General features: G+C 68.7%; 25 protein-coding genes. 8 read left to right on the forward strand and 17 right to left on the reverse strand.

Annotated features, from left to right (window positions below; translation table 11 throughout):
• Nucleotides 1–3: 3 nt before the first annotated feature.
• The 4 genes from ABAZ39_RS06865 to ABAZ39_RS06880 form a co-directional block, all read right to left on the reverse strand.
• Nucleotides 4–891: an ABC transporter ATP-binding protein gene (locus tag ABAZ39_RS06865; protein WP_051657845.1), complete on the reverse strand. Its 888-nt coding sequence runs from the start codon at nt 889–891 to the stop codon at nt 4–6.
• Nucleotides 891–2,408 carry a high-affinity branched-chain amino acid ABC transporter permease LivM gene (gene livM, locus ABAZ39_RS06870; RefSeq protein ID WP_038527923.1) on the reverse strand — a complete coding sequence of 506 codons (1,518 nt, stop codon included), beginning with the start codon at nt 2,406–2,408 and terminating at the stop codon, nt 891–893. The genes ABAZ39_RS06865 and livM overlap by 1 nt, the downstream gene beginning before the upstream one ends.
• Nucleotides 2,409–2,412: 4 nt before the next feature.
• Nucleotides 2,413–3,318 (reverse strand): branched-chain amino acid ABC transporter permease, encoded by a 906-nt coding sequence (locus ABAZ39_RS06875; protein WP_014240349.1) that lies wholly within the window; start codon nt 3,316–3,318, stop codon nt 2,413–2,415.
• Between the two features lie 400 nt (nt 3,319–3,718).
• The gene (locus tag ABAZ39_RS06880) at nt 3,719–4,513 is read right to left on the reverse strand and encodes a hypothetical protein (RefSeq protein WP_038527925.1); all 795 of its coding nucleotides are present in this window, start codon (nt 4,511–4,513) and stop codon (nt 3,719–3,721) included.
• A 257-nt stretch (nt 4,514–4,770) separates the two neighbouring features.
• Here ABAZ39_RS06880 and ABAZ39_RS06885 point away from each other — a divergent pair, with 257 nt between their 5' ends.
• Entirely contained in the window at nt 4,771–5,739 is a 969-nt protein-coding gene (locus ABAZ39_RS06885) for an ROK family protein (protein ID WP_051657846.1), read from the forward strand.
• On the opposite strand, the gene ABAZ39_RS06890 is transcribed toward ABAZ39_RS06885, so the two are convergent.
• From ABAZ39_RS06890 to ABAZ39_RS06910, 5 genes are all read right to left on the reverse strand, one after another.
• Nucleotides 5,711–6,094, reverse strand: coding sequence for a hypothetical protein (locus ABAZ39_RS06890; RefSeq protein ID WP_051657847.1), 384 nt, complete (start codon nt 6,092–6,094; stop codon nt 5,711–5,713). The two genes, ABAZ39_RS06885 and ABAZ39_RS06890, sit on opposite strands and share 29 nt — an antisense overlap.
• Before the next feature lie 155 nt (nt 6,095–6,249).
• Complete coding sequence (locus ABAZ39_RS06895) at nt 6,250–7,935, reverse strand: ArnT family glycosyltransferase (RefSeq protein ID WP_051657848.1); 1,686 nt, start codon at nt 7,933–7,935, stop codon at nt 6,250–6,252.
• Nucleotides 7,932–8,267: a lipid-A-disaccharide synthase N-terminal domain-containing protein gene (locus ABAZ39_RS06900; RefSeq protein ID WP_038527927.1), complete on the reverse strand. Its 336-nt coding sequence runs from the start codon at nt 8,265–8,267 to the stop codon at nt 7,932–7,934. The genes ABAZ39_RS06895 and ABAZ39_RS06900 overlap by 4 nt, the downstream gene beginning before the upstream one ends.
• Nucleotides 8,268–8,298: 31 nt before the next feature.
• The gene (locus ABAZ39_RS06905; protein ID WP_081862901.1) at nt 8,299–9,057 is read right to left on the reverse strand and encodes a glycosyltransferase family 2 protein; all 759 of its coding nucleotides are present in this window, start codon (nt 9,055–9,057) and stop codon (nt 8,299–8,301) included.
• 98 nt (nt 9,058–9,155) lie between these two features.
• Entirely contained in the window at nt 9,156–10,679 is a 1,524-nt protein-coding gene (locus ABAZ39_RS06910) for a Do family serine endopeptidase (RefSeq protein ID WP_247881641.1), read from the reverse strand.
• Between the two features lie 561 nt (nt 10,680–11,240).
• On the opposite strand from ABAZ39_RS06910, the gene ABAZ39_RS32870 reads away from it, so the two are divergent.
• Nucleotides 11,241–12,092 (forward strand): hypothetical protein, encoded by an 852-nt coding sequence (locus ABAZ39_RS32870; RefSeq protein WP_051657849.1) that lies wholly within the window; start codon nt 11,241–11,243, stop codon nt 12,090–12,092.
• A gap of 232 nt (nt 12,093–12,324) precedes the next feature.
• On the forward strand, nt 12,325–12,549 hold the full coding sequence (locus tag ABAZ39_RS06920; RefSeq protein WP_038527932.1) for a ChaB family protein: 225 nt from the start codon (nt 12,325–12,327) through the stop codon (nt 12,547–12,549).
• A gap of 76 nt (nt 12,550–12,625) precedes the next feature.
• On the opposite strand, the gene ABAZ39_RS06925 is transcribed toward ABAZ39_RS06920, so the two are convergent.
• Nucleotides 12,626–13,039, reverse strand: coding sequence for a phosphate signaling complex PhoU family protein (locus tag ABAZ39_RS06925; protein WP_247881642.1), 414 nt, complete (start codon nt 13,037–13,039; stop codon nt 12,626–12,628).
• Nucleotides 13,040–13,201: 162 nt separating this feature from the next.
• Between ABAZ39_RS06925 and ABAZ39_RS06930 the strand changes: the two genes are divergently transcribed.
• Nucleotides 13,202–14,512 (forward strand): pentapeptide repeat-containing protein, encoded by a 1,311-nt coding sequence (locus ABAZ39_RS06930; RefSeq protein WP_038530890.1) that lies wholly within the window; start codon nt 13,202–13,204, stop codon nt 14,510–14,512.
• A gap of 42 nt (nt 14,513–14,554) precedes the next feature.
• Here the strand turns inward: ABAZ39_RS06930 and ABAZ39_RS06935 are convergent, their stop codons facing one another.
• Entirely contained in the window at nt 14,555–15,049 is a 495-nt protein-coding gene (locus tag ABAZ39_RS06935; RefSeq protein WP_247875023.1) for a MarR family winged helix-turn-helix transcriptional regulator, read from the reverse strand.
• Nucleotides 15,050–15,442: 393 nt separating this feature from the next.
• On the opposite strand from ABAZ39_RS06935, the gene aguB reads away from it, so the two are divergent.
• Nucleotides 15,443–16,339 (forward strand): N-carbamoylputrescine amidase, encoded by an 897-nt coding sequence (aguB, locus tag ABAZ39_RS06940; RefSeq protein WP_038527936.1) that lies wholly within the window; start codon nt 15,443–15,445, stop codon nt 16,337–16,339.
• 24 nt (nt 16,340–16,363) lie between these two features.
• On the opposite strand, the gene ABAZ39_RS33905 is transcribed toward aguB, so the two are convergent.
• Nucleotides 16,364–17,014 (reverse strand): putative metalloprotease CJM1_0395 family protein, encoded by a 651-nt coding sequence (locus ABAZ39_RS33905; protein ID WP_081862903.1) that lies wholly within the window; start codon nt 17,012–17,014, stop codon nt 16,364–16,366.
• A 206-nt stretch (nt 17,015–17,220) separates the two neighbouring features.
• Here ABAZ39_RS33905 and ABAZ39_RS06950 point away from each other — a divergent pair, with 206 nt between their 5' ends.
• The 3 genes from ABAZ39_RS06950 (at nt 17,221) to ABAZ39_RS06960 (ending at nt 21,650) form a co-directional block, all read left to right on the forward strand.
• Entirely contained in the window at nt 17,221–20,241 is a 3,021-nt protein-coding gene (locus ABAZ39_RS06950) for an SLBB domain-containing protein (RefSeq protein WP_247881650.1), read from the forward strand.
• Nucleotides 20,238–21,062, forward strand: coding sequence for a glycosyltransferase family protein (locus ABAZ39_RS06955; RefSeq protein ID WP_038527940.1), 825 nt, complete (start codon nt 20,238–20,240; stop codon nt 21,060–21,062). The genes ABAZ39_RS06950 and ABAZ39_RS06955 overlap by 4 nt, the downstream gene beginning before the upstream one ends.
• 120 nt (nt 21,063–21,182) lie before the next feature.
• Entirely contained in the window at nt 21,183–21,650 is a 468-nt protein-coding gene (locus ABAZ39_RS06960) for a helix-turn-helix domain-containing protein (protein ID WP_014240329.1), read from the forward strand.
• A 23-nt stretch (nt 21,651–21,673) separates the two neighbouring features.
• Here ABAZ39_RS06960 and ABAZ39_RS06965 read toward each other — a convergent pair whose 3' ends face one another.
• The 5 genes from ABAZ39_RS06965 to ABAZ39_RS06980 form a co-directional block, all read right to left on the reverse strand.
• Nucleotides 21,674–22,525 (reverse strand): glycosyltransferase family 2 protein, encoded by an 852-nt coding sequence (locus tag ABAZ39_RS06965; RefSeq protein ID WP_081862904.1) that lies wholly within the window; start codon nt 22,523–22,525, stop codon nt 21,674–21,676.
• Entirely contained in the window at nt 22,522–23,493 is a 972-nt protein-coding gene (locus tag ABAZ39_RS06970) for a GumC domain-containing protein (RefSeq protein WP_247881643.1), read from the reverse strand. Before ABAZ39_RS06970 ends, ABAZ39_RS06965 begins: the two co-directional genes overlap by 4 nt.
• Entirely contained in the window at nt 23,486–24,733 is a 1,248-nt protein-coding gene (locus ABAZ39_RS06975; RefSeq protein ID WP_038530897.1) for a glycosyltransferase family 4 protein, read from the reverse strand. Before ABAZ39_RS06975 ends, ABAZ39_RS06970 begins: the two co-directional genes overlap by 8 nt.
• Nucleotides 24,734–24,985: 252 nt before the next feature.
• Nucleotides 24,986–25,108, reverse strand: a complete 123-nt coding sequence (locus ABAZ39_RS37385; protein WP_014241519.1) for a hypothetical protein — start codon at nt 25,106–25,108, stop codon at nt 24,986–24,988.
• A gap of 83 nt (nt 25,109–25,191) precedes the next feature.
• Complete coding sequence (locus tag ABAZ39_RS06980) at nt 25,192–25,677, reverse strand: glycoside hydrolase family 108 protein (RefSeq protein WP_038527944.1); 486 nt, start codon at nt 25,675–25,677, stop codon at nt 25,192–25,194.
• Between the last annotated feature and the right edge of the window lie 76 nt (nt 25,678–25,753).

The following is a 25,753-nucleotide window of genomic DNA, read 5'->3' on the forward strand; positions in this document are numbered from 1 at the left end:
GGCTCAGGCCCCCTCCTCGGCTCGCTTGGCGACCTCCGGCAGGTCGGCCTTGATCTCCGGCGGCAGTTCCTCGTCCTCTTCCTCGCCCAGATAGGCGCGGATCACCGCCGGGTCGTTCTTCACGAAGGCCGGATCGCCGTCGGAAATCTTCCGCCCGTAATCCAGCACCACGACATGGTCGGAAATGGTCATCACCACGCTCATGTCATGCTCGATCAGCAGGACGCCGATCTTGTGCTCGTCGCGGATGTAGGTGAGCAGATCGGCCAGCTCGCCCGACTCGCGGGGGTTGAGGCCCGCCGCCGGCTCGTCCAGGCAGAGCATCACCGGCTCCGTGCACATGGCCCGGGCAATCTCCAGCCGGCGCTGGGCGCCGTAGGGGAGATTGCCCGCCTCCCAGTCCGCGAACTCCAGCAGGCGGACGCGGTCCAGCCAGTATTTGGCCAGATCGACCGCCTCCCGCTCCGTCTTGGTGTAGGACGGCAGGCCGAGCAGGCCGGCGATGGAGAAGCCCGAGGCGCGGATCAGCTTGTTGTGCTGGGCGACGATCAGGTTCTCCAGGACGCTCATGCCGCCGAACAGGCGGATGTTCTGAAAGGTGCGGGCGACGCTGGCCTTCTGCGAGATTCGGTAGCCCGGCATCCGCTCCAGCAGGAATTCCTTCCCGTCGCCGTGGCGCAGGGTCAAACGGCCCACCGTGGGGGTGTAGAAGCCGGTGATGCAGTTGAACAGCGTGGTCTTGCCCGCGCCGTTCGGGCCGATGATCGCGGTGATCTCGCCGTTGTTGGCGGAGAAGGAGACGTCGTTGACCGCCACCAGGCCGCCGAAGCGCATGGTGAGGTGCTCGACCGTCAGCAGGGGCGTGGTGGGGGTCATGGATTGTGTCGTCATCACTTCGCGCTCCCCCCGGCGATGCCCTGGCCGCCGGCGGCGGCGGTGCCCGCGGCGGGGCCGCCAGCTCCACCCTTGGGGCGGCCGTGCAGGAGGATGGTCGGGTCGCGGTGGGCGAGCAGGCCGCGCGGACGCCACAGCATGATCAGCACCATGCCCATGCCGAACGCCAGCATGCGGTAGTCGGCCAGCTCACGGAAGGCTTCCGGCAGGCCGATGACCAGGAAGGCGGCCACGACGACGCCGATCTGGCTGCCCATGCCGCCCAGCACCACGATGGCGAGGATGATCGCCGATTCGATGAAGGTGAAGCTCTCCGGGCTGATGAAGCCCTGGCGGGTGGCGAAGAAGGACCCGGCGAAACCGCCGAACATCGCCGCGATGGCGAAGGCCGCCAGCTTCATGTTCGTGCGGTTGATGCCCAGCGAGGCGCAGGCGATGTCGTCCTCGCGCAGCGCTTCCCAGGCGCGGCCCAGCGGCAGCTTGCGGACGCGCATGGTGAACAGGTTCACCACCAGGGCCAGCACCAGGATCAGGTAATAGAGGAAGATGATCCGGTGCAGCGGGCTGAACTCCAGGCCGAACATCTCGTGGAAGGCCGCGGTGCCCTCCGCCGGGGTCCGCGTGAAGTCGGCGATGCCGAAGAAGCTCGGGCGCGGAATGCCGGAGATGCCGTTGGGGCCGCCGGTGAACTGGTACCAGTTGATCAGGATGATGCGGATGATCTCGCCGAAGCCCAGCGTCACGATGGCGAAATAATCGCCACGCAGACGCAGGACCGGGAAGCCCAGCAGAACGCCCGACATCGCCGCCAGGAAGCCGGCCAGCGGCAGGCAGACCCAGAAGCTGAAGCCGAAATAATGGGCCAGCAGCGCGTAGGAGTAGGCGCCCACCGCGTAGAAGGCCACATAGCCGAGGTCGAGCAGGCCGGCAAGGCCGACCACGATGTTCAGCCCCCAGCCCAGCATGATGTAGGTCAGCAGAAGGATGCCGATGTCCAGCAGCTGGCGGTCGGCCAGCGGCGTGAACGGGAAGGCCAGCGCCACGACGACGGCGATCGGACCGAGCCAGCGCGAGGCGTGCTGCACCTGCGCCGCGATGTGGTCCATCCGCTTGTCGCGCTCCGCCTGCGACAGCTTGGAGCGGCCGGTACGGATCGCCAGGACGGCGCGGATCGCGATGACCGCGCCACCGGCGATCAGGATGATCCGCAGGGCCTCCGTCGGCATGGCGATGAAGAAGCCGGCGGCGGTGGCGGCGGCGGCAAGCACCAGCACGGTGACGGCGTGGCCCTCGCGGATCAGGCAGAGGCCGAGACGGCCGAGGAAGACCAGACCGACGGCGGCGGCCACCTCGTTCCAGCGGGTTTCCAGACCGAGGCCGGTGGGACGGTCCACCGTGCGCAGGCCGACCAGCGGGATCGTCAGGAGAAGGGCGACGAAGGCGGTCATTGCCGCCTCCTTCAGGATCGCGGGCCAGGCGATGGCCCGCGGCGAAGACATGGAAATCGCGGTCATGGCCTCACACCTTCTCGATTTCCGGACGGCCCAGCAGGCCGGTCGGACGGAAGATCAGGACGAGCACGAGAATCGTGAAGGTCGCCACGTCTTTCCATTCGCTGCCCATGTAGCCCGACCAGAAGGCTTCGATCAGGCCGATGACCACGCCGCCCAGCATCGCGCCCGGCAGCGAGCCGATGCCGCCGAGCACCGCGGCCGTGAAGGCCTTAACCCCGGCCAGGAAGCCGATGTAGAAGTCGATCACGCCGTAGATCAGCAGGACCATCATGCCCGCCACGGCGGCCAGGGCGGCGCCCATGACGAAGGTCAGCGAGATGACGCGGTCGACGTTGACGCCCAGCAGGCCGGCCATCTTCTTGTCCTGCTCGCAGGCGCGCTGGGCGCGGCCGAGCGAGGTCCGGGTGATGAGCTGGGTGAAGCCGTACATCAGCGCGATCGTGATGACGATCGTCGCCAGACGCACGTAGCTGACCGACACCGCGCCGTCCATCAGGGTCAGGTTGCCCGGCAGGATCGGCTGCAGCGGCTTGCTGCGGGCGCCCTGCAGGATCTGCACGTAGTTCTGCAGGAAGATCGACATGCCGATCGCCGAGATCAGCGGCGCCAGACGCGGCGAGCTGCGCAGCGGACGATAGGCGATGCGCTCAACCGTCCATCCGTAGACGGCGGTGAACAGCATCGATGCAACCAGCATGACGAGAAGGGCGAGCGGAACCCAGGTGATCCCCAGGCTGCCGATGGCCAGGAAGGTGATGAGGGCCACGAAGGCGCCGATCATGTAGATCTCGCCGTGGGCGAAGTTGATCATGCCGATGATGCCGTACACCATCGTGTACCCGATCGCGATGAGGCCGTAGATGGCGCCCAGCGACAGGCCGTTGATCAGCTGCTGAAGAAAGTATTCCATTGTCTTACCTCGCCTCGGCGCGATGCGCAGGCTTCGGCGAGCGAGACAAGCGCGCTCGTACACCAGTCACGTGAAGTGCCACTCCCCGAATTGGCTTACCCGTGCTCTTGAGCGCGGGGCCAAGATTGTTGTGTGAGCGGAACGTTAGCCCAGCGGCTCTCAACAGAGCAAGAGGGCAAACCCGCACTCTATCTGCGGTAATACCAATTTTCCGAGAATTTGCAATATCGATTCATGTCAGTTCCGTGAACTTTGCGCTTGCGTTCTACCATAGCGAATGCATCGCATGAAAAAACCCTCTTCACTGTGGTGAAGAGGGTTTCGCAACAACTGTGCCACTGCTGCGATGCATGATGCCGGATCGCCTATGACCTCCGGCATCACCATCGGTACTGGCCGATCAGCGCTTGGCGGAGACCACCTGCGCCTTCGCCGGGTCCTTGGGCTTTCCAGGGGCTTTGGCCGTTGCCTTGCCGGTCGACTTGGACGGCGCCGCCGCGCTGCCGCTGCGCGAGGCCGGGGCCTGGGCGACGTCGTAATTCACGTCGGGGTTGCTGACGACCTGCACGTCGCACAGCGGCTTTGACGACAAATGCATCAGGCCGGCGCTTTTTTCATCGCCGGTCAGGACGCGGAGGTCGTCCGCCGTCAGGTCCATCGCCGCCTTGGAACGGTCCACGAAGTTGGCGCAATAGAGGCCGGTGCCGATCACCGCGGCGCGGCGGCTGACCTCGTTGGCCAGCTCGGTGCGGAACATGTCGAACTGCCGCGTCGCGTTGCCGCCGCCCTTCTTGCGGAAGTGGTCGATCATCGACGCTTCCGAGTTGGAGATCAGCGAGCGGTTCTTGACCGTGAAGTCCTGGTACAGGTTGAACGGCTTCTTGTCCGGATTCACCTGCTGGCAGGTCAGGCCGACCACCATCATCTCGGTGTGCATGCGGATGGTCTGCTCCGCGGCGTGCTCGGCGCGGCTGTAGCAGGCGCCGGGCTTGGTCGCGGTGCTCTTGGCAGCAGTGCTCTTGGCGGCGGCCGGCTTCGCGGTGGCCTTCGCGGCCGTTTTTTCAGCAGCCGGCTTCGCCGCCTCCTTGGCGACGGCCGGCAGCGCGGTGCCGGCGAACAGCACGGCGAGGCCGACGGCGGCGGCGCTGCGCAAGGTGAAGGAAGGAATGCGATGGGCGGCGCGCTGGCGATTCATCGTTGGTCCGGCTCCGGTGGCCCTGATTGACGGGCGGAATCCGACGGATCACGCCCTCTCCTTCGCTGGTTCTACAAGATCCCGACAGACGGTCAACCCATATCGCCCGAGCAAAGACCATTTGTCCCAGCCTGTGGCGCGGGAGTCGCCGGAGAGGTCGGGCGGTTGCTTGGCTTGCGGGTTGCCGGTCTTTCCCAGTATTGCAACAGCCTCGGCGTGCGTCTGTGACGCAGGCCACACATCAGGGCAGTTTCCTCATGAAGCGCACCGACCCTCCCTCTTCTCTCATCCGCATCGGCATCGACCTCGGCGGCACCAAGACGGAAGGGATCGCGCTCGACGCGGCCGGAGAAGAGCGCACCCGCCTCCGCGTGCCCACTCCCCGCGGCGACTACGGCGCGACGGTGCGGACCATCGCCGATCTGGTGGCGCGGCTGGAGAGCGCGACGGGGTCGGCGAACGCGACCGTCGGAATCGGCATTCCGGGCGCCATCTCGCCGGCGACCGGGCTGGTGAAGAACGCCAACTCGACCTGGCTGATCGGCAAGCCCTTCGACCGCGATCTTGCCGCAGCGCTCAAGCGGCCGGTGCGGGTCGAGAACGACGCCAACTGTCTGGCCGTGTCGGAGGCGGCGGATGGGGCGGGGGCCGGCTGCGGCGTGGTCTTCGCGGCGATCCTCGGCACCGGCTGCGGGGCGGGAATCGTCGTCGACGGCCGCCCCCTTGGCGGCCGCAACGCCATCGGCGGCGAGTGGGGGCACAACCCCCTGCCCTGGCCCGCCGACCAGGAGCGCCCCGGCCCGGCCTGCTATTGCGGCAAGACCGGCTGCCTGGAAACCTTCGTGTCCGGCCCCGCCGTCGCCGGCGACCACCGCCGCGTCACCGGGGCGGACCTGACCGCGGAGGCCATCGCGGCGCTGGCGGAGCGCGGGGACGCCGCGGCCCGCGCCACCCTCGACCGGCTGGTGGAGCGGCTGGGGCGCGGGCTGGCGGGCATCGTCAATGTCTTGGACCCGGACGTGATCGTGCTGGGCGGCGGACTGTCGAACCTGGAGTTCCTCTACGCCGCCCTTCCCCCGGTCATCGCCCGCTGGGCCTTCACGGATAGTCTGGACACGCCGGTCCGCCGCGCCGTCCACGGCGATTCGAGCGGGGTCCGCGGAGCCGCCTGGCTGTGGCGGCCCGAAGAGGCCGCGGTCAACGCTCGAAATTGTACTCCGGATTGAGCGTCACCTCGCGCGGGGTGCCCGGCACATTGTCGCCGCCACCGCCACGCCGCGCCGCCGCAGCGGCGCCGCGCCCGTCGCGGACCGGCGGCGTCAGCGAATTGGTCCGGGAGTAGGAGGGGGTGGCGCGGGCCGGATCGGTGCCGTAACCGCGCGAGCCGGCGCGGAACTGCTCGCCGTTGCCCATGGCGCCCCAGTGAGACGGCCGCGCGCCGGGAATCGGCTGGGCCTCCTCCATGCGGCGCATATGGGGGCCGGTCGGGACCATCTCCTCATAGACCCAGGAGGGGTATTCCTGCCTCTGCGCTTCGGCGGGTGCGGCAAAGGCCAGCACCGCGAGGGTCGCTACAGTCATCGTTCGAAGCATGACACGGCGGCCTTCCATCCTTTTGCGTGTGGAAGACGGATTCCGCCGGATGCGGCCGCGCATGTCCAGGGAGGAGGCGGGTTACTCAGCCCGCAACCTCCGTCCGGAAACCTCCATCCGACGGACACCCCATTCCGGTTCGTTCAGGGTCGCGCCGCGCCGTAGAGCGTCAGGGTCAGCCGCTTGCCGGTGTTGTAGTTGAAGCCGGTGAAGCGGCCGAGCGGCACCGGCTCCGCCCCCTTCAGGGCGGTGCGGAACTCCGCCTCCTCGCGGTCGGTCACCAGGGCCAGCCCGCAGGACGGGTTCTCCACCAGATGAGCGGCCGCCCCCGCCCCATGGGTCAGGCGCGTGTCGGTCCCCAGCAGGAAGACGAGGCTCGGTTCCGAATAGCCGGCGGAGGCGACCACGCTGTCGGCGCACGGGCGCACCGCCGCGACCGTCCGCGCCGCCTGACGGCTGATCCACACGCCGTCGATGCCCGGCAGGACCGCGCCATAGGTGCCGGCGTACAGCACCGCCGCCGCCGCCAGCCCCGCCGCGAAACCCTGCGTCTCCCGGCGCTGGGCGAACAGGCGCACGGCCAGCGCGTACAACACCAGAACCACCGGCAGCATGGCAACCGCCACCGGATCGACGCGCCCGTCCACCAGATAGGGGATCACCGCGACCGCGACCGTCAGTGCGCCGAATCCGACCGCCCCGAGAACGGTGGCGACCGAGAACAGCCCCCACCGCGGCGCGTCGGCGCGGCGCAGGAAATGCTCCCGCGCCGCGGCGGCGGTGAGGATGGCGATGGCCGGGAACACCGGTAGCGTGTAGTGCAGCAGCTTGGTCGGCACCGCCTCGAAGACCAGCCAGCTCGGGATGATCCAGGCGACGCAGAAGCGCACGGCGTCCGCCATCGGCCCGGTGCCCTTGCGGTGGCGCCACGCCCAGGGAACGGCCAGCAGCGCCAGGAAGGACCAGGGCGCGAAGGTGACCCAGAAAGTGCCCAGGTAATAGCCGGGCGGCAGGCCCTTCGCCTCCTGGCCGCCGACCACCTTGCCCATCATGTCGTGGCCGACCGATTCCGCGAAGAAGGCGCCCTTGGTCTTCACCGTGATGGCGATCAGCCAGGGCGCGGCGATGGCGACCACGATGGCGAGCCCGACCAGCGGGCGCAGCCGCTTCAGCCAGCCGGCCCGGCGGTCCACCACCGCCAGCACCAGCGCCGTGGTGCCGGACACCAGAAGAACGATGGGACCCTTGATGAGGATGCCGACACCCGCGGCGATCCAGAAGGCGAGCGGCGCCGCCCAGCCGGACCGCTCCGCATGGCGGTTCAGATAGAGGCTGGCCAGGGCCGCCTGCCCGATCACGATGGTGGAGAGCAGCACAGCGTCGGTCTTCGCCATGCGGGCCTCGACGCCCAGCACGACGCAGGAGGCCATCATCAGCCCGGCGAGGAACCCGACCGTCCCGCCGAACATCCGCGCCCCGGTCCAGGCTGTCGCCAGCACCGCCAGCACCGCGCCGATCAGGGAGGGAATGCGGAAGGTCCAGATGTCCTTCGGCAGCCCGCTTGCCCCCTCGACCAGCCGCGTCGCCGCGGTCTGCAGCCAGTAGATGCCCACCGGCTTCTTGTGGCGCGCCTCGTCCTGGAAGCGGATGTCGACATAGTCGCCGCTTTCCAGCATCTGGTGCGACGCCTGGGCGAAGCGCGCCTCGTCGCGGTCGAAGGGCGGCAGGTCGAAGAAGCCGGGCAGGAACAGCAGAACGCTGATCACCGCCAGAAGCAGATAGGCCAGAACCGGCAGGCGGGTGGCGGGGGTGTCCGGCACGGCGCTCACGGCGTGCCCGCCGCGCTGCCGTCCGCTCCGCCGTTCCGGCGGTTGCTCCAGACGAAATAGAGATTCCGGGAATAGATGATGAGGCCCAGCCCTTGCCCGAACATGAACACCGGATCACCCCGCTGGATCGAATAGGCCAACAAAAGAACCCCGCCCCCGATGGAGAAATACCAGAACAGCTCCGGCACGATGCTGCGCCGGGCGCGCTCGCTGGCGATCCATTGCACGACGAAGCGCATCATGAAGAGCGTCTGCGCGAAAAAGCCGACGCCGACCCAGATCAGGTCGGCGGTGCTTTGGCTCTGGTACCAGGCGATGGCGCGTTCGAGCATCGGGCGGCGGCCGGTTCGGACGGAAAAGGGCTCAGCGGTCTTCGACCGCGGGCGACAGCGCGGTGCGCCGCTTCAGCCAATAGACGCCCAGCAGATCGACCACCCCGATCAGCCCGCGGCGCCAGTTGTTGTATTTCGACACGCCGCGTTCCCGCGGGCGGTGGTTGACCGGCACATAGGCCACCGGATGGCCGTGCGACCGGAACAGGGCGGGAAGGAAGCGGTGCATCGCCCCGAAGAAGGGCAGATCGAGAAAGGCGTCGCGGCGGAACAGTTTCAGCCCGCAGCCGCTGTCGGTGCAGCCGTCCTGGAGGAAGGACTGCCGCACCGCGTTCGCGAAACGCGAAGCCAGCCGCTTGGACAGCGTGTCTTGCCGCTTCTTGCGCAGGCCGCCGACCAGCACCGGCGCGTCCGGGCCGCCCTTGGCGGCCAGCGCGAACAGAGCGGGGATGTCGGCGGGATCGTTCTGGCCGTCGCCATCGAGGGTGGCGATCCACTCCCCGCGCGCCGCTTTCACCCCGGTGCGCACGGCGGCGCTTTGTCCTGATCGGCGGACATGGCGGATCAGCCGCAGACGGCCCGCGGCGACGACCGGCGCAAGGCGCGTCAGCGTGTCGTCGCTGGACCCGTCGTCCACATAGATCACCTCGAAGGCGCGGCCCAGCGCATCGGCCGGCGACAGCGCGCGCTCGATTTCTTCAAGGAGGGGAAGGACGTTTTCGGCCTCGTTGAAGACCGGAACCACGACCGACAGCCGCACGGGCGGACGGCCCTCGGAATCTACGCTCACTGGATTAATCCCATTCGCCAAGTGGCGGGCAAATTACTCCCGCCGCCCGGCAAACGGTAGAGGAAAAGGTTGGGACGGCGGCCCGCTGCCCTCAGCCCTCAGCCCTTGCGGTCCTCGATCGGCATCGGCACGTAGCGCAGGTCACCGTCGCGGCTGAGCAGCATCAGCACGGTCTTGCGCCCCTGGCTGCGCGCGTCGTCGACCAGACGGTTGAGATCCTCCGGCGTTTTCACCGGTTCCTGCCCGGCCTCCACGATGACGTCGCCGGCCTCAATCCCGCGCTCGCTGGCGGCGCTGGCGTCGCCGACCTCGGTGACCACCACGCCCTCGACGTCGGGGTTGATGGAGAAGCTGTCGCGCAGACCGGGGGTCAGCTGCGACAGGGTCAGGCCGAGGACCTGCTTGGTGTCGACCGTCGTCTCCGGACGCGGCGCCCCGCTCGCCCCCGACAGGGCGACCTGCTCCTGCGGCTCCAGTTCGCCCACCGTCACGGTCAAGGTTTCGGCCTTGCCCTCGCGCAGCAGTTCCAGCGGCACGGCCGAGCCGATCTTCGTCGCGGCGACGACGCGCGGCAGTTCGCGCATCTGCTCGATGGACTCGCCGTTGAAGCGGGTGATGACGTCGCCCTGCCGGACACCGCCCTTCCCCGCCGGGCCTTCCGGCGACACGCTGGTGACCAGGGCTCCCGCCGGCTCCTGCATGCCCAGGCTTTCGGCGATGTCCGGGGTCACGCTCTGCACCTGGACCCCCAGCCAGCCGCGGCGCACCTGCCCATGGTCGCGCAACTGCTCGATGACCGGGCGCGCGACGGAGGACGGGATGGCGAAGCCGATGCCCACCGAACCGCCAGTCGGCGAATAAATCGCCGTGTTGATGCCGATCACCTCGCCGTTGAGGTTGTAGAGCGGCCCGCCGGAATTGCCGCGGTTGATCGAGGCGTCGGTCTGCAGATAGTCGTCGTAGGGTCCCTGCTGAATGTCGCGCTGCCGCGCGGACAGGATTCCCGCGGTCACCGACCCGCCGAGGCCGAAGGGATTGCCGATGGCGACCACCCAGTCGCCGACCCGCAGCGCCTCGCTGTCGCCCCAGGGGGCGGAGACCAGCGGCTTCTTGGTGTCGACCTTCAGAACGGCAAGGTCGGTCGGCCCGTCCACGCCGACGAGCTTCGCCGGCAGTTTCGTGCCGTCGTGCATGGTGACGGAAATCTCCGCCGCTTCGGACACGACATGGCTGTTCGTGACCACGAAGCCCGCCGGGTCGATGATGAAGCCGGAGCCCAACGCCGCCGTCGGGCGCGGCGCCTGCTGCTGTTGCGGCTGGCCGCGCTGGCGGTCACGGAACTCGCGGAAGAATTCCTCGAAGGGCGAACCGGGCGGGAAGCCGGGAAGCTCCGGTCCACGCGGCCCCGCCTGCGGACCGCCCTGCGGAGGCGCCTGCGTCGTGGATATGAAGACCACCGCGTCCAACTGCTTCTCCGCGAGATCGGCGAAGGTCGGGGGGGCGTTGGGCGGCAGGACGGACGCCAGCGGGGGCGCGGCCGGGGCCGGGGCGGCTCCGCCCGCATCCTGCGCGAAGGCCGGTGCCGAAAAAGCCAGGATGGCGGCGAAAAACCCCACGGACACGGTGGGCACCGCCGAACGCGATGCAGATCCGCTCGTCAATCCGGTCTTCAATCCGGCTTGCCGCCGGACTGGACCGGACCGGGGCCGGAATCGATCGATGGAATGCGGCATAAAGAAACTCCGCCTGTCGGACAGCGCGCGCCATGCAAGTGGCGCTTCATGTCAACAGAACGCTCCGCAACGCATTCCGGCCCGCCGCCGATTTTCAAACCTCTTTGCAACCGCTTCCTGCACGACCGATTCGTGAAATACAGTTTTTAAAATTCTCGTCCGCGGATGTTCCTATGCGGTTCGCACGGGCAGCGCCGCAAGGCAATCCGGCCTTCGGACTAAAGCTCCGGCAACCCGCCTAAGCGCAATTTTTCCATGCGGCGCAAAGTTCTTCTGGTATTTTCCCAGCAAGTTCCCGATATTCATCCATACCGACAACATCGCACGCAAAAACGGCTCCTGACGTGATGCTCGTGCACGCGCCCGCGTGCCGCTGCGTCAGAAGGCGCGCGATACGGCCCAAGCAGCGTACGCATGACTCAAAATTCACTTTGGCAACCGAGCGACATAATGAACGCAGAAACCGGGTCCGAACCGGAGGCTCCGAAGAAGCGCGGACGAATCCCCCAGTCGGCGTGGCCGCAGATTCTTGAGCGTTACCGTTCCGGCGCTACCCTGTCGGCAATCGCGCGTGAATTCGAATGCACGCCGAGCGCCATTTCCTACATCATCCGCAAGGCGGAAGCGGCCAACGAGGCGGCCGGCGAGAAGGACGTGCCGGCTGAAGAGGGCACCGCCAGCGACGCCGCCGCGGAAGCGCCGGCCGGCGACGCCATGGCCGAGGAGCCGCCGCCCGCTCCGGTTGCAGCTCCGGAAGCGCCGGCACCGGTGAAGCCTGCGCGCCGCGCCGCCGCTCCGGCTTCGGCCCCGGCTCCTGCTCCGGCTGCCCAGACGGTCGCTCCGGCGGCAGCCCCGACCGCGGCTCCGCAGCCCGCGCCGGTGCCTCCGGCCGCTCCGGCCCAGACCGAGACTCTGCGCCTCAACCGTCCGGAGGCACAGCCGGCCGCTCAACCGGCTCCGGCTCCGGCTCAGCCGACGCCGGTCCAGCCGACGGCGGCCCCCGCCCAAGCCGCTCCGCAGCCCGCTTCCGCCGACGGAAGCCGCCCGGCCGGCACCAATCCCCCGCCGGTCGACGCCGTCGAGGCCCGGCTGCGCGACACCGCACGCGGTTGCCTGAACGCCTACCGCGGCTGGCGCCAGCAACCGGGCGAAGCGTCGATCCAGACGCTGTCGGAAGCGGTACACGAACTGCGCAAGGCCCTGGCCCGCATCGAGATCGACATGTCGGCCAGCCGCCGCGAGGAACAGGCGATCCGGCCCATTCCGATCCCGGCGCACCGCACCGCACGCCGCACGCCGTAAGGCAGGCCATCAGAACGGGTCTTTGCAACACTGCTTGGGTTACGAAAAAGCCCTTCCCCACCGCTTGGGGAAGGGCTTTTTTCATGCCCGAACATCAGGCTTCAGACCTTTGACCTAGACCATTCGCCGGCACCGCCTACCTCCAACGCCGCAGGAAAAAGCCCTACGGACTCCAGTGGAATAACGGCTATACTGGAGGCAACCAAGCAATCATAAGCCGGAGGAACGCCCGATGACCTTCCGCCGAAACACCGAATTGCCCGAATCGGTGAAGCGATGCCTGCCGTCGCCCGCGCAGGACATCTACCGGTCAGCCTTCAATCACACTTGGCAAGCGTGCCGGTCGCCGGAGGCCCGTCAGGCCCTGCAGCGCGAACGGCTGGCCCACAAGGTCGCCTGGGCCGCGGTCCGGCGGCGTTACGAACCGGACGACGGCGGCTGGCGCCCCAAACACTGAGACGCCACCACAGCCATGAACAGAACGGCCCCGAACAGAACGGCCACGGACAAACCGGTGGGCGCGCCCGGCGCGCCTACTGCCTCTCCACCACCGTAAAGCTGCTGAGGTCGCCCTTGGCCCGTTCCTCGGACGGCAAACGTCCCCGGACGATGTAGCAGATGTTTTCGGCCACGTTCGTGGCGTGATCCCCAGCCCTCTCGATGGACTTCGCCACGAACAGCAGATGGGTGCAGCCGGTGATGTGCGACGGCGACTCCATCATGTAGGTCAGGAATTCGCGGAACAGGCTGGTGTAGGCCGCATCGACCTGACCGTCCCGGTTGCGGACGGCCATCGCCCGTTCGGCATCCTGCTCGTCATAGGCGGCCACCAGGATCATGCCGAGCACCGTTTCACCCATCCAGAACAGCAACGCGACGGGGGTTTCCACCTGCAGGTCCGCCAGGGTGACCGCGCGCTTGGCGACCGAACTCGCGACATCGCCCATGCGCACCAGTCCACGGCGCACCGGTCCGATCTCGCATTGCGACCGGCAACGGAACGGCATGTTAACAAATAAACCAGAATATCTTATGACACTGCCAAAGCGCTGGAGTAACCGCGCCCACCTCCCCTCGCGCCGGGAACGGGCCGATTGTCGGACGGGGTCATGACGCCACATGAGTTGGTCGCCGTGCTGGAAAAGCACGAGCGTTGGCTGAAGAACCGGTCGGGCGGCACCCGCGCCAACCTGACCATGACCAACCTGGAGGGATCAAATCTCGCCGGGGTGGAGCTGACGCAAGGCAAGCTGTCGGGGGCCAACATGGCCCATTGCGACCTGTCCAACGCGAATCTCAGCCACGCCGACCTGTTCGCCGCCCATCTGACCAAGGCCGACCTGACCGGCTGCAACTTCTACCGGGCCGATCTGCGCGGCGCCCACATGCGCGGGGCCAAGCTGAAACGCGCCATTCTGAAGGAGGCCGACCTGCGCGGCGGCGCGCTGCTGTACGGCGGGAACGGGGCGAACGGCAGCAAAGGCCTCGACTTCGTGCGATCCGACCTGTCGGGCAGCGACATGGACGATGCGATGATGTCGAACGCCAACCTGTCCGGCGCCGACCTGACCGACGTGTCGATGAACGGCGCGGATTGCGAAGGCGCGCTGATGGCCGGGGCCACATTGATGCGCTCGACCATGAAGAACTGCAACCTCGCCCGCGCCGACCTGCGCGGCTGCAACCTGTCCGGCGTCAACCTGCAGGGCGCCATCCTGCGCGACGCCAACCTGAACGGCGCGGTGCTGGCCGGTGCCAACCTGCGCAACGCCGACCTCCAAGGCGCCAAGATGGAGGGGGCGGACCTTGCCGGGGCGGACACGACGGGCGCCAACATGGCGCGCTCCGCCGAGAATTTCTCGATCCAGATCCAGGAAGCCCTGCACAATCACTACACCTGGATCAACACCAACGGCGCCATGGGGTCGCGCGCCGATCTCAGCGGGGCGGACCTGTCGCACATCGACCTTCACGGCGTGAATTTGTCGGGAGCAAACCTGCGCGGGGTGCGGCTGGTCGGCGCCAAGATGCGCGATTCCCTGCTCATCATGTGCGACATCTCCGCCGCCGACCTGACCGGCAGCGATTTTGGCGGCGCCATCCTCGACGGGGCGACGCTTCGCGGCACCAACCTCTCCGGGGCCCGGTTCGACGGGGCGGGTATCGGCTGGGTCGATATAAAGGGTCCGGACGGGCGGCCAACCGGACGCCTGTGGGCGGCGAATCTGACCGGCAGCAACTTCACCGGAGCCTCCTGCATCCGCACCAACATGCGCGGCGCCAATCTTGCCGGCTGCGACTTCTCCAGCGCCGACCTGACCGGGGCCATTCTCAGCGACGCGAACATCCGCGACGCGCGCTTCACCGGGGCCAACCTGACCGGCGCCAGCCTGCCGCCGCCGCCCGATCTCGACGATTGACCGCGACGACCGATCGGGAGAGGTCGGTCGCCGCAGCGTCCGTCACGCCAGATCGTCGTCCCCGCTGATCGACGGCAGGCCGCCGAGGTTGGCGGAGACGCGGCGCAGCACGCTGACGGTCAGCGCCAGTTCGCCCGGGGAAATGCCCTGGGTGGCGGTTTCGTCGATCTCCTCCGCGCAGGGCAGGATGTCGGCCCGCAACGCCTTGCCCTTCGGCGTCAGATAGATGTTCACCTTGCGCCGGTCGTGGGAGTTGCGCACCCGTTGAACGAGATCGCACCGCTCCAGATTGTTCAGCGCGGTTACGGTGGTGGGTTCCATCATGCCGACCCTTTGACTCAATTCACGCTGGGTCAGCCCGTCCTCCTCCCACAGGGCACGAAGGAAATACCATTGCCCCATGCTGACGCCATGATCGGCGATGCGGAGTTGCAAAGCGCGCGCGATGGCACGGTGCGCCTCGCGCACGGCCCGCGGCAGGGCCGCCCCGGACTGGGGAAGCCCGTCGGCGTCCTCCCTGTGCGGCTCGGCGACCATCGGTTCCTGTCTCTTGAAACGCCCAACCATGACGACAATCTCTCGGCAGACGTCCGTCAGGCCGTGGTGCGGTGCAGCGGACGAAATCAACTTGCCCGATCATATCCACTCCCGGAAAAATCGCAAAGAGATTGCGGATATAAATTTCTCGTGCATGCAATAATATGTCACGTAACCGTCGCGCGACCTCTGAAGGGCATTTTTTCGTATTTATGCGTATGACCTTCATGGTCTGCGCCCGTATGTCGGCAACGACTGGGAAAGGATGTTGCCCAGCTTTGAAACATGGACGAATCTGAAAGGTTTGTGACAGGGCGGAGATGGGGTTGCGCGCCCAGCCATCCGCCCCTTAACACGGCACAGCACCACGCAAGAGCACAGGAGCATCAGCCTATGCGCCCCAGCACCGGACGCACCGTCACCGTCGCGGCGACCCAGATGGCCTGCGGTTGGGACCGAGACGCCAATGTGAACGGCGTCGAACGCCTCGTGCGCGACGCGGCGGCGCGCGGCGCCCAGATCATCCTGCCTCAGGAACTGTTCGAAACGCCCTACTTCTGCAAGGATCAGAAGCAGGATCTGTTCGCCCTCGCCCACCCGGTCGAGGATCACCCGGTGATCGCGCGGATGAGCGCGCTCGCCCGCGAACTGTCGGTGGTCATCCCCACCAGCTTCTTCGAGCGGGCGCGGAACGCCTATTACAATTCGTTGGCGATGATCGACGCGGACGGCTCGGTGCTGGGCGTCTACCGCAAGTCCCACATCCCGGACGGCCCCGGCTATCAGGAAAAATACTATTTCAACCCCGGCGACACCGGCTTCCAGGTTTACAAGACGCGCTACGCCGCCATCGGCTGCGCGATCTGCTGGGACCAGTGGTTTCCGGAATCGGCCCGCGCCATGGCGCTGAAGGGCGCGGAAATCCTGTTCTACCCCACCGCCATCGGGTCCGAACCCCAGGACGGTTCGCTGGACAGCCAGGCCCACTGGACGCGGGTCATGCAGGGCCACGCCGGAGCCAACCTGATGCCGCTGGTCGCTTCCAACCGCATCGGCCGGGAAGAGGGGGACACCTGCGGGATCACCTTCTACGGCTCCTCCTTCATCGCCGGGCCGACCGGGGAGCTGGTCGCGCAGGCCGACCGGGAGAGCGAGACGGTCCTGACCGCCAGCTTCGACCTCGACCGCATCGCCGCCCAGCGGGCCTCCTGGGGCATCTTCCGCGATCGCCGTCCGGAGCTGTACGGCCCGTTGCTGACCCTCGACGGCGAGTCCCCCGTCCGCCGTTGAGCCCCGCAACCGGACCGTCCGGCGTCAGACCATGATGCCGGCGCTGCCGGTGCGCTGGCCGATGCCGGACGCCGACGCATAAGCCGCCGCGCCGCGCGCCGCCAGCGCCGGCGCGGCGGTATCCCTCAGCATCGCGGCATCATCGCCGCCATCCTGCCGGTCGGACGGACCGCCGTTGCGTGCGCTTGATCCCGAACCCGTCCGCCGCAACTGCTGCTGCGCCTGCATCTTGGCGGCGTCGGCCTGTTGGGCGACACGCAGGTCCTGAGCGGACGGGTCGGAGGGTGCCAGGGCCGCCGCCTTGACCGTGTCCATCTTGCGGACGGTGGCTTCGGGGTCGCTCTCCGCGCCGGCATCCACCTGCACTTCACCGGCGGTCGCGTAGTTCTTGCCGTCCGGCCCACGGGTGAAGGTGAAGGTTGCGCCACCCGCATGGGGGCCGCCGGCCGCCTGGTGCGCCGCCTCGTGCTGGCGGACGCTGGCGTCGATGCGCTTGAGGTCCTGAACCTGCCGCTGCTGATCGTCGGTCAGCGTGCCCGGCTGGTCGGCGATGGTGCGCCCGGTGCCGGTCTGAGCGGTGTCCCGAGCGCCGTCCTGGCTCCGGTCACGCGCCGGCTGGCCGGGCCGCTGAAGCGGCACGCCGTAAACGCCACTGGACGATACACCGGCAACCATGGGCTCGCGGCTCCTGCGCGCTCCACGCGATGCCCAGCAGTCTACACGCCGCGGGACGGCGCGGCAACGCAGCTTGGCCGTTGCCTTTTCACGAACACGCACGCAATAGTGTTCATAGCACCCGGATTGAACACCCGCTATGGGGCAGAGGTGCGGCGCCACCACAATCCACGTGTGACTCTTTGCGCAGAATCCTCGCTCTTTTGGTGCCGCTGGCCGTGATCGTCTGGGGGCTCGCCACATCGGCTGCGGAACCGCCCCCTCCGGCGCTCCACGCCCGCCCGCCCGAGCCGCTGCCCCAGACGAAACCCGCCCCGCTCCCGGGAGCCCTGTCCGCGATCGAGGCCGCCTACAGCGAACGGGCGGGGTCCGTCCTTCTGCAGTTCGGCTACGACCAGTTCGGCGCGGAACCGCCGCGGCGGGACGGATCGGGCGGCGTGCAGGCGGACTACACGCTGGGACCGGGCGACGAGCTCCTGGTGACCCTGCGCGGCCAGAAATCCTCCAGCAAGCGCCACATCATCGATGCGGCGGGGCTGCTCACCGCCGATGACGTTCGGCCCGTCGTGGCGCAGGGTCTGACCCTGGCGGACTTGCGCGCCCAACTGGCGAACGCCGTGACCGCCTCCTTTCCCGACACCGAGGTCTATGTCTCGGTGACCGAAATCCGGCGGATCGGCGTGCTGGTGACCGGCGCCGTGGCGCGTCCGGGCCGGCAGGATGTGGGGGCCTTCGCCACGCTGATCGACGCGCTGACGGCTGCGGGCGGCGTCACCCGCGCCGGGTCCCTGCGCCGCATCCGCCTGTTCCATGCCCAGACCGCCGGAGACGTCCCGTCCACAGGGTTGCCCGTCGACCTGTACGACCTGTTCATGACCGGGGACGGCGCGAGCGCCGGCATCCGCCTGCGCGACGGCGACCGCATCTTCGTGCCGCCGCTTGGCCCCACCGTGGCGCTGGCCGGTCCGCTGAAGCGCCCCGGCGTTTATGAGCTTCCTCCCGATCAGGATCGGCTGCCGGCCGCCGCGGCGCGGGACATGGCCGGTGGCTTCCTGCGGCCCGGCGCGCATAGGGCGCTCCGCTACGCCATCGGACCCAACGGCGAGGAGCTGGCCGAGGAACTGGCGGACGCGGACGCGACCCGGTTGAGCGACGGCGACCTGCTGCTGATGGCGCCACGCCGCGAGGACCGGCGCGGCGACCTGCGGCTGGACGGCCATGTCCTGCGCCCCGGTCCGCGGGCGCTGGAGCGGACCCCGAGCATCACGGCCCTGGTCTCGGCGGCGGATCTGGGGCCGTCGCCCTACCTTCCCTTCGCGGTTCTGGCCTCGACCCGTCCGGGCGGCCGTGCGCGCGTTCTCCAGCCGGTCGATCTGGGGGCCGTGCTCAACGGCCGCGACCGCCGCACCCTCGCCGAGAACGACGTTCTTTACGTTCTGGGCGCGGACGACGTGGACTTCCTGACTTCCGAACCGGTGCTGGAGCTGCTGCGCGGCGCGCGCGAGCCGGCCCCGGACGCGTGCCGCGGACTGGTCGTGCTGGCCCGCGCGCTGACGGCGCAGCCGGATGGTCCGCTGTCCAGCGGACCTCAGGCACGGGCGGCGGCGGGACTCACCGGAGGCCGCACGCCCTGCCCACCCCTGTTCGACGCCGTTCCGGACCTGCTCGTCTTCGCGCTGGAGCATGCCTCCCTGCTGATGGGCGGCGTCCCCCGTCCCGGCTTCTATCCCTCCGCCGGACGGGGAAGCGCGACGGAACTGGCGATTGCCGCCGGGGGGCCGGAGGCCGGCCCCTACGATGATCCTCCCTCGATCGGAGGCGCGGCGCAACGCCGCCCGGCAGGAGCGGGGAGCATTCTGGAGCCGGACACCCCCGTCTACGAGCTGATCGGTCACGCCCGCCGCCCCGGCGTCCGTCCGCTGGCGGGGGTCGCCACGCTGCGCGACGCGCTGTCCGGCGGCGATGCCCTGAGGCGGGATGTCTACCCCTTGCTGGGCGTCATCGAGCGCTTCGACCGCCGCACCCTCTCCCATCGTCTGCTTCCGTTCTCGCCGCAGGAGGTGGCCTCCGGACAGGCCAACCGCGCGCTCGCCGACGGCGATCGGGTGCGGCTGCTCTCCATCGCCGAGGTTCGTTCGCTGACCAGCCTTTCCGACAAGGATGGCAAGCCCCAGGCGCCGCCGACCGACTCCGAACCCGCCGACGCCCGGCAAACGCTCCCCGAGGGCGTCACGGCGCTGGTGCGGGAACGCGGCGTGCAGGTGCGGGGTGCCGTGCGCATCCCCGGCACCTATCCCGTGGCGGAGACGGCGAGCGTCGAGGCTCTTCTGGCAACCGCCGGCGGCCCCGCCACGACCGCCGACTTTTCCAGCGTGGAGATCACCACCGCCGCCGGCCAGCGCCGCCGTTTGGACCTCCGCGACGGTGCATCGGCCCGGACGGCGCTGCATCCGGGGGACAGCCTGCGCATCAACCCGGTGCCGCAGGCCCTGGAGGCGCGGGCGGTCACCATCTCCGGTGCGGTGCGCCGCCCCGGCAGTTACGACGTGGCGCGCGGCGAGACGCTCTCGTCCCTGATCGACCGGGCCGGCGGCCTGACGGAGGAAGCCTATCCCGCCGGGACCAGTTTCCTGCGCGACAGCGAGCGCAAGCGCGAGCGCGCCTGGTTCGACCAGCAGGCCCGCGACCTGGAGCGCTGGATGGTGCAGGAGGTCGAGAAGGGCGAGGCCGCGCGCTCGGACGTGGTCGGGCTGGCCCGGCAGCTTGCCACCCAATTGCGCGGGGTGGAGCCGCTGGGCCGCATCGTGGTCGAGGCCGATCCTCTGGTGCTGCGCCAGCGGCCGGAACTGGATGTGCTGCTGGAGCCGGATGACCGCATCGTCATCCCAAAACGCCCGCTTACCGTCACCGTGACCGGGGAAGTTCTGCACCCGACCGCCGCCCAGTTCGTCAGCGGCAAGACCGCCGACGGCTATCTGCGCGACGCAGGGGGAGCGAGCCGCAACGCCGATGACGCCCGCATCTTCCTGGTTCTACCGGACGGGCGGGCGCAGCCGCTCTCCCTGTCCTCCTGGAACCACACGGTGACGGCGATCCCGCCCGGCTCCTCCATCGTGGTGCCGCGCGACCCGAAGCCGTTCGACCTGATGGAATTCTCCAAGAACATGGGAACGATCCTCGGCCAGCTCGCCATCTCGGCCGCGGCCATCGCGGTGATCTCCGAATGACGGACGGAGCGGGACGGCTCCGGCTGGCCGTGGTGACCGTGGTCCGCGACGACCGGACCGGCCTGATGGCCACCCGCGCCAGCCTGCGCGCCCAGACCACGGCGGCCTACGACTGGTTCGTGGCGGATGGAGGCTCCGTCGACGGAACCGGCCGCTGGCTGGCCCGCCACGGCCACGAGGCGGTCTGGTGGCGCTCGGCCCCTGACCGTGGACTGTACGACGCCATGAACATCGCCCTGGACGCCATCGCCGAACGGTCGCCTCTCCGCGCCTGCAGCCACGTCCTGTTCCTCAACGCCGGCGACCGGCTGGCCGACGACCGGGTTCTGGAGCGGCTTCTCCCGATCCTGGCCGAACATCCGGACACCGGCCTGTTCTATGGCGACGCGTTGGAGGAACGTTCCGGCGGACGGCTGGTGGTGAAACGGGCACGGTCGCACCGCCGCGCCCTGCTGGGCATGTTCACGCACCACCAAGCTATGGTCTACCGTTTGGCGGGTCTGTCCGACATCCGATTCGATCTGCGCCACGGGCTGGCCGCCGATTATGCGTTTACCGTGACGGTCCTCGGACGGGGGACCCCGGCGCACCGCCTGCCACTTTCAGTATGCATTTTCGCCCCTGGCGGACGGTCCCAGCAGGACCCGGCGCGCGGCCGTCGGGAGCAGGCGATCATCCGTCGCGAGTTGCTTGGGCTCGGCCACACGGCCAACGCAACATTATGGGCATTACAATGGCTTGCCCTTACCCTGCGGCAGACAACTCCATGGCTTTACGCGAAATATCGTTTCTCATCAAATGAACGATCATTTCTTTCATAAACTTTGACGACGATTTCACGCATCTAGCTATTGATGCGCACGAAAAGTTGCATAGAATTTACTTTCTGAACTAACCAATTTCCCTGGTGGCGCGCGCCACCTCCATACTGAGGGTCTATTATGAGCGCCACGAAATCCAAACTATCACCCGCCCACACGCTGTCACGCCGTGGCGAGGGACCCAACCCGATCGATATCCATGTCGGCGCCCGGCTGCGGCTGCGCCGGACCCTGCTCGGCCTGAGCCAGGAGAAGCTGGGCGAGGCCGTGGGAATCACCTTTCAGCAGCTTCAGAAGTACGAGCGGGGCTCCAACCGCATCAGCGCCAGCCGCCTGTTCAACCTGTCGCAGGTTCTGGGCGTCCCGGTCAGCTATTTCTTCGAAGACATGCCGTCGCCGGAACACATCGCCACCCCGTCGCCCGACGTTCCGCCGTCCGAAACGGAAGAGTTCGAGTCGATGGCCCGCCGCGAGACCCTGGAATTGGTGCGGGCCTACTACCGCATCGAAGACTCCTCCGTGCGCAAGCGCACCTTCGACCTTCTCAAGGCTCTGGGCGGCGAGCGCGCCCTGGACGAGGCGGTGTAAGGCACGGCACCGTCATCCGGCCCTCAGTCATCGGTGGACGCGGGAAGCCCGGCCCGCCGTCTCGTGTCCGCGATCTTTACGCCGATCTGCCAATAATAGAAGGCCCGGGCCAGCGCGTGCTGGAGTCCCGGACCGCCGTCCAGGAAGCCCAGCCGCAAAACATATCCATACAGGAAGACCAGGAGCGGACGGGCCGGCAACTGGTTGAAGCCCATCTTCAGCCACCGCCGCGCCCTGGATTCCAGCCCAATCAGGTCCCTCATCCGCCCATCCGAACGCAGCGCCGCTTCCCAGTCGGCGTAGCGGGCGTGCCGTTCGAACCAAGCGGCGACCGGCTTGTCGTCGGCGTGGTCCAGGCTGTGGCGCAGCCGTCCGACAGTGCCGTCGATCACCGGCTGGTAGTGCCCCTCCACCTCCCACATGGTGGCGACGTCCAGATCGGGCGCCGGGGGGAAGCGGGCCTTGCGGCGGTCGAACAGGGCGAGTTTCCGGTTGCCCGTTCCGAAGCGCAGGCGCCGGCCGAGAAACACCGGACGGCCGTCGATGAAGTAGCCGGCATGCCGCGGCCCCGTCGCCATCAGCGCGGCGATCTCCTCCACCAGAGCACCACCGAGCCGCTCATCCGCATCGACGAACAGAACCCAATCCTGGCAGAACGGCAGCTGGTCCAGGCACCATTGCTTCTTCTTCGGGTACCGCCCGTCCCATTGGAAGGGCACCACCCGCGCGCCCGTCGCGGTGGCGATGGCCGGGGTCCCGTCGGTGCTTCCGCTGTCCACCACGAAGCGTTCGGCGAAACGGTCGAGCGCGGACAGGCAGTGGGGGAGATTGACCGCCTCGTTGCGGGTCATCACCACGACCGATACGGGGATCACGGTCCCGCCTCCCCACCGGCCCGCCACAGGCGCCGCAGGCTGGCGGCGAACGCCCCGGCCACCAGCCCGACCAGCGCCGCCATCGGAACCACCGTCAGCGGGTTCGGCCAGTCCGGGCGCTGTGCCGCGGCGGGTGGTTCGATGGCGTCCGCCGCCAGGGGCAGATCGACCTCGATCATCATGGCGATGCGCTCCTGCTCCGACAGAAGGCCGGCAAGGGCGCGGCGGTGCTCGGCCACGGTGATTCCGACCAGACGGGCGCGGGCATGGGCGATCTGCGCGGCGCTGCGGCGGGACGCCTCCGCCCGCAGATGGGCGTCGGTCGCCTGGGCGGCGGCGGACAGAAGCCGCAACGCCATGGCGCGGTCGGCGTGACGCAGGCGCAGCCGCCGCATCGGCCCGCTGCCCACCATGTCGACGGTCAGTCGCTCGCGCAGCGCGCTCGCCACGCGCTCGGCATCGGGCTCCACCCAGTCCGACCGGCCGACGAGCGCGAGGAACAGCCGCTTGGCGGACGCCGTGGGACCGGGCACGGGGCGCCAAGCCCCCGCCTCCTCGTCCCAGCGGTCGGGGAACAGGCCACGCAGCAGCAACGGATCGGCCATCATCCGCTCCGCCACCGGAATGGAGGTGAAAAGCTGGAGGTAACGCGCGAAATCCGAAAGGATCTCGTCCCCCGGACCGGGTTCCGACGCCGCGGCGGCGGTTTCCCGGCCGATCAGAACGGGCAGCCGCGCCCCCATGGCTGCCGCGCCGACGCGCGCGGTCGGCCCGATCACCATCACCGCGGTGTATTGCGGCGCCACCAGCCGCAAGGCGGCCACCGACGCCACCACGCCCAGCGCCGCCCCGACGAGCAGGATCGGCCAACCCTGCCGCATCGTCCACACGAAGCGCCGCAGCCGTCGTCCCGCCTCCGCGGCTCCGGCCTCCAACGGAAAGCGGCGCAACGGCATTCCGTCAGGCATGGGGCAGACTCCGCCCCGGCAGAACGGCGTCACCGCGCCGTTTCGCCCGGCGCAGCCCGTCCGCCAGCGCCGCGAAGCGCCGCGCCGCCACCGTGGCGTCCCAAGCCGATGCGACGGACAGCGCCCACGCTCCCTGCGCGGCGCACAGGGCCGGATCGCGGGCATAGCGGCGGATCGCGGCGGCCAGCCCCGTCACGTCGTCCGGCGCCAGCCTTTGCCCGCAGCCCTCCAGCATGGCTGCCGCATCGCTGCCCGCCGGCCCGAGGAACAGGCAGGGCCGCCCGGCCGCCAAGACGCCGGCCACCTTGCTGGGCACCAGCAGCCCTTCGGCCCGCGGGTCCATGGTCGCCAGATGCAGATCGGCCGCCGACAGGCTTTCGGCGAGCCGGTCCGGCGGCTGGAGCGGCAACACCTGGACGTTCGTCAGCCCACGCCGCTCCACCGCCTCCGCCACGGCGGCCCGCCGCCGCCCCTCCCCGATCAACAGTATCGCAATGTCGGGGTCGCTGCGCGCCAGCAGAGTCGCCGCGTCCAGCAGGGGGGCCATCGGGTGGGCCAGCCCCATGTTTCCCGAATAGGCCACGGTGAAACGGCCGCCCAGTCCATGCTCCCGCCGGAACGGGTTGTCGACGCGCGGAATCGGCCGGATGCGCGGATCGGGCCAGTTCGGCAGAACGGTGATCCGCTCGGTCGGCACACCCGCCGCCGCCAGCCGCCCGGCCATGCAGCGCCCGATGGCCACAACCGCGTCCTGCCGGCACAGCGCCTGGACGCTGGCCCGCTCGACCATCCGCATCAACGGTTCCGGGAAGCGGACGCCCAGCACCGGCAGCAGGGCCGGAAACACATCCTGGCTCCAATGAAGGGAGGCCGCAGCATGGCGGGCGGCGATCAGCGGCCCGGCGCACCCCAGAAGCGGCGGGTCGGTCATGGTCACCACGACGTCGTGCCGTGGCAGGCGCAACGCCCGCTGAACCAGCCGCACCGCGGCGGCCAGATAGCCGCGGGTGGTCAGCTTCGCGTCTCCCGCCGATTCCCCCGACTCCGGCGGGCGCCCCTTGCCGGTGCGGCGGACGGTGACGCCGGGCGGCGCATCGCTGGGACCGTCGCCGTCCGCGACGACGGTGACGCGCCAGCCCATCGCGGCCATCCGCTGCGCCAGATCGAACAGGCAACGCCCGGTCGCCCCCTTGTCCGGAGGAAACACGCGGTTGACGAACAGGATGGACGGAGATTCCACGATGGAACGATCACGGAAATGTTTCAACACGCATAAGTATGCACTTCCGTCAGCCTGTCGGCAATCGCTTCCCGCGCTCCGCCCCCAGGACGGCCAGGGTGAGCAGGAGACCGGTGTCGAGGTACTTGAAGCGTGTGCAGAAACCTTTGATTTTCATATGGTTAGATTGATTGTTTTCCACCATGTTTGTCCATGGCGTTCCTCGTGTGTGCCAAATGGAGGTAGCGGGGCGCGGGGGCGCCCCCTGCCCTCTCACATCCCCATGAGAGCCTGGAGCGCCATGGGGAGGAAGTTGGTTCCAGCGAAGTAGTCGACCGCACCGGCAGCAACGGCGAAGGCGACCAGGGCGAGCTTCTTGCGGTGGGCGATGGGCATGAATGCCTCCTTTCAGGCAGCAAAAAGCCGCCGGGCGGGATGCCGGGCGGCGGGTCAGCTTGCGATTTCGCGCAAGTTCGTGATCAGGCAGTGATGGCCAGGGCGAGGCATGCGGCCAGCCGGCGCATCCAGCCCAGGCCGTAGGTCGGGAAGTGCGGAAGGCGGCCGTAGTGGTCGGCGCGGCGCGCGGCATACTCCACCAGCAGGTCGGCGGACCGGGCGCGCTGCACGGCGGCGAGCGTCTTCGGGCCGATCTTGCCGTCGGCCTCGACGCCGGCGGCGAGCTGGAGGAACTTCGCTGCGGTGCCCGCGCCCTGGTTCACGGCGGTGTCGAAATGGAACAGCGCCACGCCCGCCGGCAGGTTGCCGCAGCCGGCCCAGTCCCAGTAGTCCCGGCGGTAGATCGCCGCCGCCTGATCGCGGGTCAGGTTGCGGATGTCCAGATCCGGGTAGGCGCGCTTGGAGATGCCCCAGCGGGTAAGGCCGCCGGGGTCGCGCGGATCGTCGGTGATCGCCGGGCCGCCCTCCTTCTGCAGGACGAAGGCGAGGGCCGATTCGAAGGTGTTCATGATGCCTCCTTGCGGGCATAGAAAAAGGCCGCCCCGGAAGGCGGCCTGTTGGAGTGTTGTCGCGATCGTGACACCC

Source organism: Azospirillum argentinense (assembly GCF_000632475.1).
GTDB classification, from domain to species: domain Bacteria; phylum Pseudomonadota; class Alphaproteobacteria; order Azospirillales; family Azospirillaceae; genus Azospirillum; species Azospirillum baldaniorum.

Excerpts from the sequence above, each read along its gene's own strand:
- livM (WP_038527923.1), bottom strand. The coding sequence starts at position 2,408 with ATGACCGCGATTTCCATGTCTTCGCCGCGGGCCATCGCCTGGCCCGCG.
- ABAZ39_RS06875 (WP_014240349.1), bottom strand. The coding sequence starts at position 3,318 with ATGGAATACTTTCTTCAGCAGCTGATCAACGGCCTGTCGCTGGGCGCC.
- ABAZ39_RS06955 (WP_038527940.1), top strand. The coding sequence starts at position 20,238 with ATGACGGACGGAGCGGGACGGCTCCGGCTGGCCGTGGTGACCGTGGTC.
- ABAZ39_RS32870 (WP_051657849.1), top strand. The coding sequence starts at position 11,241 with ATGAACGCAGAAACCGGGTCCGAACCGGAGGCTCCGAAGAAGCGCGGA.
- ABAZ39_RS06900 (WP_038527927.1), bottom strand. The coding sequence starts at position 8,267 with ATGCTCGAACGCGCCATCGCCTGGTACCAGAGCCAAAGCACCGCCGAC.
- ABAZ39_RS06960 (WP_014240329.1), top strand. The coding sequence starts at position 21,183 with ATGAGCGCCACGAAATCCAAACTATCACCCGCCCACACGCTGTCACGC.
- ABAZ39_RS06980 (WP_038527944.1), bottom strand. The coding sequence starts at position 25,677 with ATGAACACCTTCGAATCGGCCCTCGCCTTCGTCCTGCAGAAGGAGGGC.
- ABAZ39_RS06930 (WP_038530890.1), top strand. The coding sequence starts at position 13,202 with ATGACGCCACATGAGTTGGTCGCCGTGCTGGAAAAGCACGAGCGTTGG.
- aguB (WP_038527936.1), top strand. The coding sequence starts at position 15,443 with ATGCGCCCCAGCACCGGACGCACCGTCACCGTCGCGGCGACCCAGATG.
- ABAZ39_RS06880 (WP_038527925.1), bottom strand. The coding sequence starts at position 4,513 with ATGAATCGCCAGCGCGCCGCCCATCGCATTCCTTCCTTCACCTTGCGC.
- ABAZ39_RS06885 (WP_051657846.1), top strand. The coding sequence starts at position 4,771 with ATGAAGCGCACCGACCCTCCCTCTTCTCTCATCCGCATCGGCATCGAC.
- ABAZ39_RS06890 (WP_051657847.1), bottom strand. The coding sequence starts at position 6,094 with ATGACTGTAGCGACCCTCGCGGTGCTGGCCTTTGCCGCACCCGCCGAA.
- ABAZ39_RS06920 (WP_038527932.1), top strand. The coding sequence starts at position 12,325 with ATGACCTTCCGCCGAAACACCGAATTGCCCGAATCGGTGAAGCGATGC.
- ABAZ39_RS37385 (WP_014241519.1), bottom strand. The coding sequence starts at position 25,108 with ATGCCCATCGCCCACCGCAAGAAGCTCGCCCTGGTCGCCTTCGCCGTT.
- ABAZ39_RS33905 (WP_081862903.1), bottom strand. The coding sequence starts at position 17,014 with ATGGTTGCCGGTGTATCGTCCAGTGGCGTTTACGGCGTGCCGCTTCAG.
- ABAZ39_RS06970 (WP_247881643.1), bottom strand. The coding sequence starts at position 23,493 with ATGCCTGACGGAATGCCGTTGCGCCGCTTTCCGTTGGAGGCCGGAGCC.
- ABAZ39_RS06865 (WP_051657845.1), bottom strand. The coding sequence starts at position 891 with ATGACGACACAATCCATGACCCCCACCACGCCCCTGCTGACGGTCGAG.
- ABAZ39_RS06935 (WP_247875023.1), bottom strand. The coding sequence starts at position 15,049 with ATGGTCGCCGAGCCGCACAGGGAGGACGCCGACGGGCTTCCCCAGTCC.
- ABAZ39_RS06925 (WP_247881642.1), bottom strand. The coding sequence starts at position 13,039 with ATGGGCGATGTCGCGAGTTCGGTCGCCAAGCGCGCGGTCACCCTGGCG.